Source organism: Agrobacterium sp. ST15.13.013 (assembly GCF_027956525.1).
In the GTDB taxonomy this organism is placed as follows: Bacteria; Pseudomonadota; Alphaproteobacteria; order Rhizobiales; family Rhizobiaceae; genus Agrobacterium; species Agrobacterium salinitolerans.
The window spans coordinates 1-12,963 of record NZ_JAQKGP010000035.1; the positions used below are offsets into that span (position 1 = coordinate 1).

A 12,963-nucleotide genomic window follows, 5' to 3' on the forward strand; every position below is an offset into this window, starting at 1 on the left:
GCCAGTGCAATATTCTGCTCCACCATCCACCGCACCCCTTTTTGAGGGGCCAAAGATGGCCGATTATCGTTAACCGTCAGTTAATCTGCCAAAGTAGTGCTAAGGCGGATGCTACCGAAGCCTTTGTCTGGAGTTGGCTGCCGGGGGCGACCGAACCGGTGGTCGCGGGCCGGCTCGACCAGGACGGCGATCGCCTGCTCTTTACCTATGGCGCCAGCTACCGGCGCCGTAAGAGCGCCATTTCCCTCTATGAGCCGGAATTGCCACTTCAGGAGGGCACGATCGCCCCGATCAACGGCCTGTCAATGGCAAGCTGCATTCGCGACGCCTCGCCGGACGCTTGGGGCCGCCGGGTCATCATCAACAGGCTGACGGGCAAAAAGCCCGACGCTGCCGGCGTGCCGGAGATCAGCGAGCTGACCTTTTTGCTCCAGTCAGGTTCCGACCGGATTGGCGCCCTCGATTTCCAGGCATCGGCCACGGAGTACGTCCCCCGCCATGCCGCGCAAGCTTCGCTCGACGAACTCCTCGAAGCGGCCGAACTCATCGAAAAGGGCGTCCCTCTTACTCCGGCGCTCGACCAGGCCCTCAATCACGGCACCTCGATCGGTGGCGCGCGCCCCAAGGCCCTGATCGACGACGACACTAAAAAGCTCATCGCCAAATTCTCTGCGACCAACGATACCTACAGCGTCGTGAAGGCCGAGTTCATCGCGATGAAGCTGGCAGCCGCCTGCGGGATCAACGCCGCGCCTGTGTCGATAACACGCGCCGCCCATAAGGATGTGCTGCTTATCGAGCGCTTCGACCGCACGCACACAAAAGACGGTTGGACGCGCCGCGCCATGGTCTCGGCCCTGACTATACTCGGGCTCGATGAAATGATGGCCCGCTACGCCTCCTACGAAGACCTCGCCGAACTCATCCGCCACCGCTTCACTGACCCGAAGGACACGCTCAAGGAGCTCTACGGGCGGATCTGCTTCAACGTACTGTGCGGCAATACCGACGACCACGCCCGAAACCATGCCGCCTTCTGGGACGGCAGAATGCTGACGCTCACCCCCGCCTATGACATCTGCCCGCAAGGCCGCACCGGCAGTGAAGCCACGCAGGCCATGCTCATCAAGGGCGAGGGCCGTGCCAGCACGCTCGCCACTCTGCTCGCCGCCGCGCCCGACTATCACCTGAAAGAGGCGAAAGCCGCGGCGCTGATCGAACATCAGATCACAACCATCGCCAAGTTCTGGCAAGAGGTCTGCGATGAAGCAGACCTCAGCCCCGTCGACCGCAAACTGTTTGCCGGGCGTCAGTTCCTCAACAGCTATGCCCTCGAAGGCCTCGATGACCACAAGGCGCTGCAGGACGCGTTCCGCACCGCCCACAACACGCTGCTCACAAGGGCAGGCGCCTGACGATGACAGCACCAAAGCAGCTCAAAAGACGCGCCTGTCCGTTATCGAGCAGCGGTTCGATACGGTGAAATCTCCCGTGCGGCGCGGGTTCCGTGATCCGGCCGAGGTCGCCGCAAGACTCCGCAGCGCGATGACCGAGAAGGAAGGCAATGGCAAGATCATGGCGAAAGCCATGGCCGGGCAGCCGGAGCGGTTCGGGGAGCTGCGCGGCAAGTCAGGTCTGTTCGGAAACAACAAGGAGCGGAAAGAAGCGCTGCAATATGCGAGATCTCTCTCTGCCCATATCGGCTACGTCTCCGAGGCATGGGAGCGCCGGCTTGGCGAAGAACGCGCAAGCGAACAATGGCTGCGCGAACAGCGTGATGTGATCGAAGTGCCTGGCCTCACGTCGCGCAGCGCCGAGATCCTTGAACAGGTGGAAAAGATGCCGGTCGAAAAGCGGAGCAAGTTCATCACAGAGCTGCGATCGTCACCTGAGGGCCGCGCCGCGCTCGATGAGGCCAGGCTGGTGGCTGATGCGCTCACGCGGCGGTTCGGTACTTCGGATCCCCGCAGGTTCGCCGAAGAGCTTGAGACACGCCCCGAGCTCGCAAAACAGGCCGAGCAGATCCAGACAATCGCCCGCATCGTGCATCGTACACGCCATGCCGAGCTTAGCCATGACCACGCACTCAGACGGCAGCTTAACCGGTCACAGGGGCTTGGACTGAGCCGATAGGCCAGAGACTCTACCATCCGCTGGTCCAGAAACTTGGGGCGGTTCAGGCCCAAAACGGGGAGCGCGTCACTTGAGCCTTTCTGCTTATGCCGACTGTCCGGTCGAAATAGGGGCAGTTCGGTCTCGCTCCTCGGTGACGCGAGCTAGTTCCTTCTTTGGCCCCCTGATCTCTTCGGCCTCGTCGTTGCCCTGGGCGCTCGAGGCCGCAAACTTCTTCTTACACGCGTACAAAGAATGCTGGCTTACCGCCAGCCGTTGCGAAGCCTCCGCAACCAGATAGCCTCGCTCCGTGATCTGACGCACCACGTCACGCTTAAACTCTTCGCTTAAATTCGATCTGCTCATGATGATCTTCTTGCCTGAAAATTAGGCAAGAAGGCGTCTAAAAATCTCGGGGCTATTCAAAGCGTTCCCTCCTTCGAAATACGACGCGTGCACATTCATCACTCCATTTATCTATACTTCCGCCATCAACAAATGTACTGCTCACAATTTTTTTTAATGAATCTTGAGAAATTTTGTCTTTTATATCTTCCATGAATATCGAAAATTCTTCAACAGCATCGCTGAATTCCTCCCGGTCGAGGGAGTTTTCTTCCTGTAAGATTGCTTTAACTAGCCAGACATCCCCGTTGAATTGAAGTGTTATCATTCGAAAGTTTGCCGAAATTACTCCCAACAGTGCCTGCACAAGCATCAAAACATGCCAATTCCAGTCTTGTGTTGTGGGCATCATTAAGGTCTCCAATTTGGGGTTGTAGGTACTATGCTTGGACTTGCGGTGCCCTTCACAATAAAGACGTTAGTAGGTTGATTTATGATCCCTGCGCCGACGTTATTGTTCATGCCAGTAACCCCATTAAAGCGAACAACCGGGAAACCTTGTTTAGTCGAACCCAAAATTTCCGCATTCCCGTTATGATATGCATCAAGAACTCTCTGTGCATCTGAATGGCTAGATAGCGTGCCGCCACCGCGATACTCTGGTCGGCCTTCGATGTGGCGCATCTGCTTTTGGCTTACCGTCGTACTAACTTGCCGGAAATCAACGGCGGTCAGCTTTGTAGTATTTGGAACCTCTCCTTCAGCTTGTCCAGCAGTGCCGTTCGACCCAGGGCTTCCGGGCTTGGCCTGTCCGAGCTTTTCAGCAATGCCAAATGTGAGGACAGCGACAGCTGCGTTGGCAATTGATTGATTGACAAGTCCGTTGAGAGCAGCCTGAACGGGTTCCGGATATTGCGCCAACAACCGGATGGTCTGAAGACGTTCTGCGTAAACTGCCGCGGCGAGCTCCTGGTTCGACAAACCGCCGAACCGGCCATTGACCAGCCGCATCTCCATCTTGTTGTTCTTGCCGACGGGAAAAATCATCGGCGGGTGACTGTGCACTTGCCTGCCCTGACGCGATCAGGCTTGCAAAAAGCGCAATGACAAAGGTCCGCTTGAAACTGTTTTGCGCGCTCCTCGGGGATTTGGCTGAAATCTGAATAGCCGGCAAAAATGCGAGCCAAAAATCAGGTAAGACTGGTCGTCGGAAACCAGGAATGAAAGCAGCAAGTGACATATTTCGGAGGCCTGCATTTGAAATGAAGTTGTCGCGGCAATGCCGCCCATGCTTCACTCTGCAGCTGTCCTTGCTGTCGATCCCCTACCGGGTGCATAGATCAGTTCATCTGATCCAAGAAGCGTTAAAGTAGTATCTTTCTTTACGAGACGATAGTCCCGATCATTTGCTCAAAGAACCGTACACATTGAAAATTCGCGTAATAATCAATCATACCAACACCATGGCATGCACATCATTTTTCATCCGTGAATTTTAAGCGCGGTCCGCCAATTTCAAGCCCTTCGGTTCTTCGAGTCAAACAACAACCAGAAGTTATTGCAACAAGCGTTGGTCTGCAAGACCGGATGAAAACCAAAGTTAAGGGGAGACTAAAATTGTTCCTCAGATGGGATATGAACGGTGGCGAGACAACGCAATTCAATGGCTAGAACCGATAGGTCAGACCGACCACCGGCCCGCTCAGCCTCGAATCAAAAACATAACCGTCATCCGAATAATCGACATCGAGAACCTTGTAGCCCGCCGAGACCGACAATGTATCGGTAAAGATGTAGTTCACCGTCGCGAGCGCTGACCAGGTGAGATCGGATCCCGCGCCGAAACCGCCAATATCCACCTGCCCCTGGACGGATAGCTTGTCCGTCAGGCTGAAAAAGGCGCGCGCGCCGATGACGGGATCAACCCAACCGAAACTTTCCTTATGCGTGGCTGATACACTGCCGATCAGGGGATGGCTGGCAGTGACCGCCACCTCGTTGGAGATATGCCAGAAGCGGGCTCCCGCCAAGGCGTCGAGCGAAAATCCGTCTGCATCCACGATCCGGTAACCGGCCTGCAGCGTCGCCATGAATTCCTGCGTATCGACGTTCGCATCGATTGCCGCGCCAGCCGGAAGGGTGGGCAAACCCGGGATTTGCAGCGCCGGCAGCGGCCCGGCCGCCTTGCTGTCCGTGGTGTCGACATACATTAGATCGCCGGACAGGACGAAGCGGTCATAACGGCCCCAGATGTTCAAGAACCCGCCGAAATTGAGATCGTCCATGACGTCGGAGAAGGATTTTTCGACATGCAGCGTCGGTGCACGACGGAAGGGCGAGATGTTGCCGTTCAAACCAGTGGCCCACAGATAACCCGTTGCCTGAAACGCCCAATCGGCGCTGTCAACCTTCGCGGGCAGGGAGCCGAGTTGATCAGCGGCTAAGGCCGCGCCTGCAGAAAAAGCCATAACGGCCGCAAAAGATGATAATTTTAGCAATGACTTCTCCTCAACCGATCGCCTGCAGCTAAACCTATTTGACACGCGCCAACAAGTCCGATTTTCTATCATACGCTGTATTGGTACCGCGAGAACCGGAGACGTTCCCATGCGCTTGAACACCCTTCCGTTTTTTTCCGCCTGCACCGCCGCGATCTTTTCCATCGCGACGCTCACAACCACTGTCGCGCAGGCCTGCACGCGGTTCGTCTATCTGGGCGAAAATGATCAGGTGATGACAGCCCGGTCGATGGATTGGAAAACGGATGTGGGGACCAATATCTGGGTCTTCCCCCGCGGCATGGAGCGCTCCGGCGAGGCCGGGCCGAATTCGGTCAAATGGACTTCGAAATACGGTAGCGTCATTGCTTCCGGTTATGATATTTCGACGACGGACGGCATGAATGAGGCGGGACTTGCTGCAAACGTCCTCTGGCTGGTTGAGTCGAGCTATCCCGCCTATGACGGCAAATCGCCGGGCCTGTCCATCGCGGCCTGGGCGCAATACGTGCTCGACAATTTCGCGACGGTGGAAGAGGCCGTCGCTGCGCTCGAGAAAAACCCCTTCACAATCGTGACCGACAATGTGCCCGGCGAAGAGCGCTTGGCGACGTTGCACCTTTCCCTTTCGGATGCGAGCGGCGACAGCGCGATCGTTGAATATATCGATGGCAAGCAGGTCATCCATCACGGGCGTCAGTATCAGGTCATGACCAATTCGCCGACCTTCGACCACCAGCTGGCGCTCAACGAATATTGGCAGCAGATCGGCGGCACTGTCATGCTGCCGGGCACCAACCGCGCTTCGGACCGGTTTGCCCGCGCCTCTTTCTACGCCAACGCCATTCCAAAGAGCGAGAACCCTGTCGAAGCCATCGCCAGCGTCTTCAGCGTGATCCGCAACGTCTCCGTTCCTTACGGCATCACCACACCGGAACAGCCGAATATTTCCTCAACCCGCTGGCGCACGGTGATTGATCACAAACGCAAACTCTATTTCTTCGAATCGGCTCTGACGCCGAATATCTTCTGGATCGACATGACGAAACTCGATCTCTCGAAAGAAACCGGTGCGGTCAAGAAACTCGACCTCGGCCCCAATCAGATCCATATCTATTCGGGTATGGCGAATGAGAGCCTGAAGGACACCAAACCTTTCAAGTTCCTCGGGCTTTGAGGGCACCGATCGTGCCGCAAGGCATATGAGCAATTGATTGAGAAGGCATGACGCGCCGGACAGAGATCAGAACCTGTCGGTCGGAATTGTGTTTATCCCAATCTGAGCGACCGCTCTCCTCGGAAAGCCCATGTCGAAACAGCGCCGCCATCTATCCAGCGTCAACCCTGGCGAGAGAAATCACTCACCTTCCAATCATATCCGTGCGGGGCACAAATATCGTCAGCGCCGAGCGGGCTCCCACAATTCCACCGGATTAGCTTCCGGATCATGTATCCTTGCAAAGCGCCCCACCTCCGAATCCCATTCGGCGCGGGTTTCAACCTCGACGCCGTCTGCCGTCAGCTTCGCGATAAGAGCATCGAGATCATCCACCCGGAAATTGATCATCCATTGCTGTTCAGCACGACCAAAATATTCGCTATTTCTGGCGAAAGGCCCAAAAATCGTCATCCCAGCCTCCTGATGCCACACGGATTTATGCAGATCGTCGATGCCGAGATGTTTTTCATACCATTCGGCCAGACTGGCAGCATCTGCTGCTCTGAAGAATACGCCACCAATTCCAACGGCTCTGGCCATGACTTTCTCCCTCTCATCGATAACGGAAGGCATGCTGCGCAGTCGCTCCCAAAATATCAAGCAGAACGGCAGTCGTAGAGGCCATTAAGACCGGTGGAGCATAGTGGCTCTGCCTGCCGGAGCCGCTCTACCGGATCCAAAAGCGCTTTCTTCCCGCTTGCCCGTCAGCGTCGCATGGCCTTTAAAAAAAACCTCTTGACCAGAACCATGGTTGAGGTTCTAGAAGTACTGTCACCTTGTTTTCGCAAGGCTTTTTACATGCTCTTGAGCAAACAGTGACAAAGGAACATCCCATGGCTTTCCAGCTTCCCGATCTCCCCTACGCCCATGATGCGCTTGCCCATTCGGGCATGTCCGAGGAGACGCTGAAGTTCCATCACGATCTTCACCACAAGGCTTATGTCGATAATCTCAACAAGGCGATCGTCGGTACCGAATGGGAAAACAGCAGCCTCGAAGAGATCGTCCGTGGCACCTATGAGAAGGGTGCGGTGGCGCAATCCGGCATTTTCAACAATGCCTCCCAGCACTGGAATCACAATCTCTTCTGGGAAATCATGGGACCGGAAAATCATGCGATCCCCAAGGTTCTGGAAGAGGCCTTGACGCAATCCTTCGGCTCGGTCGCGCTGTTCAAGCAGAATTTCGCCCTTGCCGGCGCCTCGCAATTCGGCTCGGGCTGGGCGTGGCTGGTGGTGGATACCGACGGTTCGCTGAAGATCACACGCACCGAAAACGGGGTCAATCCGCTCTGCTTCAGGCAAAAGGCCCTTCTTGGCTGCGATGTGTGGGAACATAGCTATTACATCGATTTCCGCAACAAGCGCCCCGCTTACCTTGAAAACTTCCTCGACAAACTGGTGAACTGGCAGGCGGTCGCGGCCCGCCTTTGATTTGAGCCCCACCGATCCGGCCGGTCCCGCTGCCCTTGAGCGGCCCGCCGGATCAGGCGCAGCCGGACAGCCGCCGTCCGGCTGCAACTCTCTTCGAGCATTCCCATGCCCTATGTCGTCACCGAAAACTGCATCGCCTGCAAATACATGGACTGCGTGGAAGTCTGTCCTGTCGAATGTTTCTATGAAGGCGAGAACATGCTCGTCATTCACCCGGACCAATGTATCGACTGCGGGATATGCGAGCGTGAATGTCCCGCCGCCGCGATCCGGCCGGATACCGAAGCCGGACTGCATGCATGGCTCGACCTCAACCGCCATTATTCCGGCATCTGGCCGCGCGTGCACCAGAAAAGGACGCCGCCCGACAATGCCGACATCATGAATGGCGCAGCCGCGAAAATGTCCATCTTTTCGAAAAATCCAGGAGCGGGCGGGTAGCCCGGCACATCATGTCTCACAATCTCAGGCTGATCGATGGCGGTGCGGTTAATCATGCGCATATTCCGCTGAAGTCTTGCTCTTTTCCCACGATCTCCCCGCGTGAATTCAAGGATGCAATGGCCGGCCTCGCCTTCACCGTAGCGGTAACTGCGGCTTCCCACGCCGGCGAACGGGTCGGGCGCACAATCACATCCTTCATGCCGCTCAGCGCGGAACCGCCGCTTCTGATGGTCTCCATCGACGCAAGCAGCCGCATGGTCGATCTCATCGCAGCGAGCCGACGCTTCTCCGTTGCGGCGCTCGCCAGAGGACAGGCGGAAATTGCCGATGCCTTTGCGGGCAAGGGAAATCACCCGGACCGGTTCAGCGTCGGAGACTGGGATGCCTGGCCGTCAGGAAGCCCCAGACTTGCCGAAGCGCTTCTGTCAATGGATTGCGAACTTGTCGGTTCCATCGATGCCGCAGACCATATCCTGTTCGTGGGCACCATAACCGAAGCAACGTCCGGTCCCTTGCGCAAAGCCCTGCTCTGGAGCAAACGCGCCTATACCGGCGCGGCCGCTCCTCGCGCACGCCAAACTTGAATGTAAATCGTTTGTTCGGAATCAATTCGGTTGGCGCAACTATTGCTCTTTCTTGTCTCCAAGGTGATAGTTCAGTTTGGATGCATAAACTATAGGCAGACATTCTGAAGAGCAGCATTGGAGCCGTTGTCCTTGCACATCGACCGGACAATTATCGACGCAATCTTCTGCGGTCGGTTGCGACCTGAAATGCGGCTCGGCGAACAGGAACCGGCGACCTTGTTTAATGTGTCACGCACGGTCGTCCGGCAATCTCTGACACGACTGCAGGCCCGCGGCCTGGTCCAGGTTACGGCGCGACGCGGCTCGCGCGTGCGTCATGATCACCCACATCAGCAATATCGAAACCCAGCTGACGGCGCGCATCAAGCACATGCCGCAACTCGATCTGCGGGAGGCACACCAGATACGCCCCGAAAACCTGACGTCATCGGCCGGACGAAAGCGACGGCCAACGCATAGCAGACAACTTTAGTGCAACCGCGAAAACAGGAGAGACAGGCATGACGTCGATCATAGGATTTCTCAATACGTTTTTTTGGGGCTATGTTCTCATCTACGGATTGCTGGCTGTAGGCGTGTTCTTCACATTTCGCCTGGGCTTCCTGCAGATACGCCATTTTCCGGAGTTTATCCGCGTCGTCATGCGTGCGCCTGAGACGGATTCCGCTGGCATCACGCCGTTCCAGGCGCTTTGCACCAGCCTCGCCTCACGGGTCGGCACAGGTAATCTGGCGGGGGTTGCGGTAGCAATGACGCTGGGCGGGCCAGGCGCTCTGTTCTGGATGTGGTTGGTGGCAGCACTGGGCATGGCAACAGCCTACGCCGAAAGCACGCTGGCGCAATTGTTCAAGGTTCGCGGGCAAAGCGGCGAGTATCGCGGCGGCCCAGCATTTTATATCGCTCGCGGCCTGAACGCACCCTGGGCAGCGACAATCTTCGCGTTATGCCTGCTCCTGGTTTTTGGCCTCGTATTCAACGCGGTGCAGGCAAATTCGATCGCCGAGGCGATGAATGGCGCATTTGGGGTACCCAAGCTTGCCGTTGGTGTCGTGATTGCCATCATTTCCGGTGTGGTCATTTTTGGCGGGATCAAGCAGATCGCACGTTGCGCAGAATATGTCGTCCCCTTCATGGCGGTCGCCTATCTCGGCGTTGCTCTATACGTTCTGATCGTCAACATCGCGGATGTGCCCGCGGCATTCATGCTTATCATTAAGAGCGCGTTCGGCTTCGAACAGGCAGTTGGCGGCATTGCCGGCGCAATGCTGAACGGCGTCAAGCGTGGCCTCTTCTCAAACGAGGCCGGGATGGGCTCGGCGCCGAACATTGCCGCAGCTGCCACACCCAATCCACATCACCCCTCCTCGCAAGGCATGGTGCAGGCGCTTGGCGTCTTCATCGATACGCTATTGATCTGCACCGCAACAGGGCTGATGATCGTGCTGTCCGGGGTGCTTGTGCCGGGCGGCGAGTTGACCGGTACGCCACTAACCCAGGCTGCCTTGACTGCCCATATCGGCGGTGCAGGGCATTACTTCATTGCGATCGCGATCTTCTTCTTCGCCTGGACTTCGGTGCTCGGCAACTATTCCTATGCCGAGAATGCTCTGGTCTATCTTGGATTGGACAACAAGATCGGTCTGACGTCAGCGCGTATCGGGCTGCTGTTGATGGTACTCTGGGGGTCTTACGAAAGCGCCATCACGGTCTTTGACGCTGCCGACGCATCGATGGGCCTGATGGCATCCATCAACCTCGTCGCGATTTGTCTGCTGTCGCCATTGGTCGTCAAATTGACACGCGACTACTTCGAACAGAAACAGTCCAAGAACCCGGTCTTTGATCCACACAAGTATCCGGAACTCGCCGGAAAGATCGATGCCGAAATCTGGCACGAGGTCTCCTCATCCCCGATTGCAGACGTCGAGGTGAGCCCGGCCAAAGCTTGATAGCACCGCGTTTGCGCCCGCCGAAAACTCGGCGGGCGGTACTTTGATCCTAACAGACCGATGCGCAGATCGCAGCGATAGCCCTTTCGCGCGGCGCCTCGGTGGCCACCCGCAACGTCTCTAATTTCGAGGGTATTGGCTTGATAATCGTCAACCCTTGGAAGGACCGCTGATGGCAACTGACAAGTTTACGCAATAATCCTGTCTCGACCGAGGGCTTTGGCCCGATATAGATTTTCGTCCGCCGCTTTCAGACGGTCCGATGGATCAAAGCCCCGATCGCAATAGCACGCCCCTATGCTCGTCGAGATTCGCACTTGGGTGCCACATGGCGTTTTCAAGACGATACGAGCTATTTCCTCCCGAACCTCTTCGCACCGACCGCGCATTTGTTCGATCGTCAGATCACTCTGAAAGAGCCCGAATTCCTCACCCCCAAGGCGTCCTGCGAAATCCGGTTCGCTCTGGTGGCGGGCCAGGACAAGCCCGGCGCATCGCAGGGCTTCATCACCGGTCGCATGACCATACCGGTCGTTGATGGACTTGAAGTGATCGAGGTCCAGAAACAACAGAGCCCCGACCCCTCCTCGCTGGCTTGTGATACGTAGCTCCTCCATGAACGCGCTCCTTGTGAGGACGCCGGTTAGGCCGTCGCTTCGGGACTGAATGCGAAGAGCTTCATAAGCATCGGCCAATTTGTTCAGAGCGTCTTTAGTCTTGGCCTCTGCCCGTCGCAATTTCTCCGACTGGGTGAAATGCAACGCCGACGCGGGGATGGATATCGCCAGCGGACATAATATGGTCATGAGCAGGCCCGCGCCCGCAACTTGCCCGCCGAGCAAAGGCACAATGCTGAACGAGATCGCCAGCGAGGCCAACACCGATAGCAATCCGGCAACAATCGACTTTTCTACAATACGACGCATTCACCCCACCATGAGAAGTATGGATTTCAATGAACCTTGTGAATTTAATGAAGCGTGTAACGCTTCAGTTAAAGTCGACACGTCTGCCCAATATCTGAAATTTGGTCGTCTAACGATCTTGCGGGCCTTATCTTGGAGTAGGGAGCGAGGTTCAGATTGTCGGCACCATAGAGCTCGATTACGTCCTTCGGCGACAGGGTGCGGACAAGTATTTGAAGGGCAGCACGGATAAATGTTGATGTATAAAAAAGCGATCGAAACACCCCATTTCCAAATCGTAGCCCTTGCCGGAAAGCGCCGGATCATCGCCGTCGACGTGAGTTCAGCGGCATATATAGCCCGGACATAACGCCGAAGGCCGGCCCTGCAATATCTGATCGCCACGCTCCAGAAAAACGGCGTCGACATCCAGTCGATCGAAGCACTCTATCAGCAGTTTGACCCCGCATGGCCGGGCGTCGAGGAATGGCTGACCGAGACCATGCCGCAGGTGGACAGGCTGGTGGTGAGCCTGATCGCGGTGCTCGATCCACAGGCCATCGTCTTTGGCGGGCAATTGCCGCGTGCGCTTGGGCAGATGATGATCGAACGAACACACATGCCCTTAGAGCGGGAACATCGTTACGGTGTCGGGACAAAGGAAGTGAAGCTGGTTCTCAGCGAGACTGTCGGAGATCCATCCGCCATCGGCGCTGCGCTGCTGCCGCTCAGGGTGCGCTACTTCCTCAAGGGGATCACCAGCCAGACAGGCTGATGTAATCCCGCAACAATCATCACGGAAACGTGAGCTAGGTTTCGCCCCCGGTTTTTTACTGGTTGGCAGCTTGCATCCGAAGGCGATAAATATGATTATAACTATCATGTTTATCGCGACATGGCGCAGCATATCCGGCTGCTTCGTGTACCAAGCCAATACGTCACCGGGTCGATTGATGAGCAAAGCCCTGTTACAGGTTTTCGACGCCGAGGAGGAAAGCCGCCTGATGCGGTTTTTCCGCCGGCGCTTGCAGAACCGGGAAGACGCCGCCGACGCCATGCAGGAAACCCTGCTGCGGGCGCTGGAGGTTTCTCATGCGACGCTGATCGACAATCCACAGGCCTATCTCTTCCAGATCGCCCGGTCCGTCGCCCGCCTGACGGCCATCCGTCAGTCGCGCGAGCGGCCGTTATTCGCACCTTACGAAGCGGGTCTTGCCGTTGCCTGCGAAGAGCCGGGGCAGGAGCGGATCGTTGCCGGGCGGCAGCATCTTATTTTCATGGCGCAGGCCATCGAGGCCCTGCCCAGGCGTTGCCAGCAGGTCTTCGTACTCAGCCGCCTGCATGGCCATTCCAATGGCGAAATCGCCGCCCGTCTCGGCATTTCCCGCAACATGGTGGAAAAACACATCATCAAGGCGCTGCTACACTGCCGTCAGGTCCGCGCGCAAATAAAAATGTGAACCCGCATCAG

General features: G+C 56.8%; 13 protein-coding genes and 4 pseudogenes. 11 read left to right on the forward strand and 6 right to left on the reverse strand.

Features of this window, described 5'->3' with window-relative positions; translation table 11 throughout:
• The first annotated feature begins 83 nt into the window (after positions 1-83).
• Both PL597_RS23755 and PL597_RS23760 read left to right on the forward strand, forming a co-directional pair.
• Positions 84-1,415: a type II toxin-antitoxin system HipA family toxin gene (locus PL597_RS23755; RefSeq protein WP_271366408.1), complete on the forward strand. Its 1,332-nt coding sequence runs from the start codon at positions 84-86 to the stop codon at positions 1,413-1,415.
• Between the two features lie 34 nt (positions 1,416-1,449).
• Positions 1,450-2,133 (forward strand): annotated as a pseudogene (locus PL597_RS23760) (Ti-type conjugative transfer relaxase TraA); the annotation flags it as partial.
• 120 nt (positions 2,134-2,253) lie between these two features.
• On the opposite strand, the pseudogene PL597_RS23765 reads toward PL597_RS23760, so the two are convergent.
• From PL597_RS23765 to PL597_RS23780, 4 genes and pseudogenes are all read right to left on the reverse strand, one after another.
• Positions 2,254-2,481 (reverse strand): annotated as a pseudogene (locus PL597_RS23765) (transposase); the annotation flags it as partial.
• Between the two features lie 49 nt (positions 2,482-2,530).
• Complete coding sequence (locus PL597_RS23770) at positions 2,531-2,869, reverse strand: hypothetical protein (protein WP_271366373.1); 339 nt, start codon at positions 2,867-2,869, stop codon at positions 2,531-2,533.
• Positions 2,869-3,522 carry a polymorphic toxin type 50 domain-containing protein gene (locus tag PL597_RS23775; protein ID WP_271366374.1) on the reverse strand — a complete coding sequence of 218 codons (654 nt, stop codon included), beginning with the start codon at positions 3,520-3,522 and terminating at the stop codon, positions 2,869-2,871. The genes PL597_RS23770 and PL597_RS23775 overlap by 1 nt, the downstream gene beginning before the upstream one ends.
• Positions 3,523-4,124: 602 nt before the next feature.
• On the reverse strand, positions 4,125-4,925 hold the full coding sequence (locus PL597_RS23780) for a hypothetical protein (protein ID WP_271366375.1): 801 nt from the start codon (positions 4,923-4,925) through the stop codon (positions 4,125-4,127).
• A 139-nt stretch (positions 4,926-5,064) separates the two neighbouring features.
• On the opposite strand from PL597_RS23780, the gene PL597_RS23785 reads away from it, so the two are divergent.
• Positions 5,065-6,132 (forward strand): linear amide C-N hydrolase, encoded by a 1,068-nt coding sequence (locus tag PL597_RS23785; protein ID WP_271366376.1) that lies wholly within the window; start codon positions 5,065-5,067, stop codon positions 6,130-6,132.
• Between the two features lie 222 nt (positions 6,133-6,354).
• On the opposite strand, the gene PL597_RS23790 is transcribed toward PL597_RS23785, so the two are convergent.
• On the reverse strand, positions 6,355-6,714 hold the full coding sequence (locus PL597_RS23790) for a VOC family protein (RefSeq protein WP_269825354.1): 360 nt from the start codon (positions 6,712-6,714) through the stop codon (positions 6,355-6,357).
• Between the two features lie 293 nt (positions 6,715-7,007).
• Here PL597_RS23790 and PL597_RS23795 point away from each other — a divergent pair, with 293 nt between their 5' ends.
• The 6 genes and pseudogenes from PL597_RS23795 to PL597_RS26365 all read left to right on the forward strand — a co-directional run.
• Positions 7,008-7,607, forward strand: coding sequence for a superoxide dismutase (locus PL597_RS23795; protein ID WP_271366378.1), 600 nt, complete (start codon positions 7,008-7,010; stop codon positions 7,605-7,607).
• A 105-nt stretch (positions 7,608-7,712) separates the two neighbouring features.
• A complete protein-coding gene (fdxA, locus tag PL597_RS23800) occupies positions 7,713-8,048 on the forward strand; it encodes a ferredoxin FdxA (protein WP_269825352.1) in 336 nt (111 codons plus the stop codon).
• Positions 8,049-8,059: 11 nt separating this feature from the next.
• The gene (locus tag PL597_RS23805) at positions 8,060-8,635 is read left to right on the forward strand and encodes a flavin reductase family protein (protein WP_271366380.1); all 576 of its coding nucleotides are present in this window, start codon (positions 8,060-8,062) and stop codon (positions 8,633-8,635) included.
• A 132-nt stretch (positions 8,636-8,767) separates the two neighbouring features.
• Positions 8,768-9,097 carry a GntR family transcriptional regulator gene (locus tag PL597_RS23810; RefSeq protein ID WP_271366382.1) on the forward strand — a complete coding sequence of 110 codons (330 nt, stop codon included), beginning with the start codon at positions 8,768-8,770 and terminating at the stop codon, positions 9,095-9,097.
• A 41-nt stretch (positions 9,098-9,138) separates the two neighbouring features.
• Positions 9,139-10,587 carry an alanine/glycine:cation symporter family protein gene (locus PL597_RS23815; protein WP_137412022.1) on the forward strand — a complete coding sequence of 483 codons (1,449 nt, stop codon included), beginning with the start codon at positions 9,139-9,141 and terminating at the stop codon, positions 10,585-10,587.
• A 53-nt stretch (positions 10,588-10,640) separates the two neighbouring features.
• A pseudogene (locus PL597_RS26365) lies at positions 10,641-10,760 on the forward strand (VapC toxin family PIN domain ribonuclease); the annotation flags it as partial.
• Positions 10,761-10,775: 15 nt separating this feature from the next.
• Here the strand turns inward: PL597_RS26365 and PL597_RS23820 are convergent.
• Positions 10,776-11,513, reverse strand: a complete 738-nt coding sequence (locus tag PL597_RS23820) for a GGDEF domain-containing protein (RefSeq protein ID WP_191218442.1) — start codon at positions 11,511-11,513, stop codon at positions 10,776-10,778.
• 303 nt (positions 11,514-11,816) lie between these two features.
• Here PL597_RS23820 and PL597_RS23825 point away from each other — a divergent pair.
• A pseudogene (locus PL597_RS23825) lies at positions 11,817-12,267 on the forward strand (NagC family transcriptional regulator); the annotation flags it as partial.
• Positions 12,268-12,445: 178 nt separating this feature from the next.
• The gene (locus PL597_RS23830) at positions 12,446-12,952 is read left to right on the forward strand and encodes an RNA polymerase sigma factor (RefSeq protein ID WP_271366383.1); all 507 of its coding nucleotides are present in this window, start codon (positions 12,446-12,448) and stop codon (positions 12,950-12,952) included.
• Positions 12,953-12,963 lie beyond the last annotated feature (11 nt).

Bases quoted from the DNA above. Each gene is read 5' to 3' on its own strand.
- PL597_RS23780 (WP_271366375.1), bottom strand. From the start codon at position 4,925: ATGGCTTTTTCTGCAGGCGCGGCCTTAGCCGCTGATCAACTCGGCTCC.
- PL597_RS23830 (WP_271366383.1), top strand. From the start codon at position 12,446: ATGAGCAAAGCCCTGTTACAGGTTTTCGACGCCGAGGAGGAAAGCCGC.
- PL597_RS23770 (WP_271366373.1), bottom strand. From the start codon at position 2,869: ATGATGCCCACAACACAAGACTGGAATTGGCATGTTTTGATGCTTGTG.
- PL597_RS23785 (WP_271366376.1), top strand. From the start codon at position 5,065: ATGCGCTTGAACACCCTTCCGTTTTTTTCCGCCTGCACCGCCGCGATC.
- PL597_RS23790 (WP_269825354.1), bottom strand. From the start codon at position 6,714: ATGGCCAGAGCCGTTGGAATTGGTGGCGTATTCTTCAGAGCAGCAGAT.
- PL597_RS23815 (WP_137412022.1), top strand. From the start codon at position 9,139: ATGACGTCGATCATAGGATTTCTCAATACGTTTTTTTGGGGCTATGTT.
- fdxA (WP_269825352.1), top strand. From the start codon at position 7,713: ATGCCCTATGTCGTCACCGAAAACTGCATCGCCTGCAAATACATGGAC.
- PL597_RS23805 (WP_271366380.1), top strand. From the start codon at position 8,060: ATGTCTCACAATCTCAGGCTGATCGATGGCGGTGCGGTTAATCATGCG.
- PL597_RS23795 (WP_271366378.1), top strand. From the start codon at position 7,008: ATGGCTTTCCAGCTTCCCGATCTCCCCTACGCCCATGATGCGCTTGCC.
- PL597_RS23820 (WP_191218442.1), bottom strand. From the start codon at position 11,513: ATGCGTCGTATTGTAGAAAAGTCGATTGTTGCCGGATTGCTATCGGTG.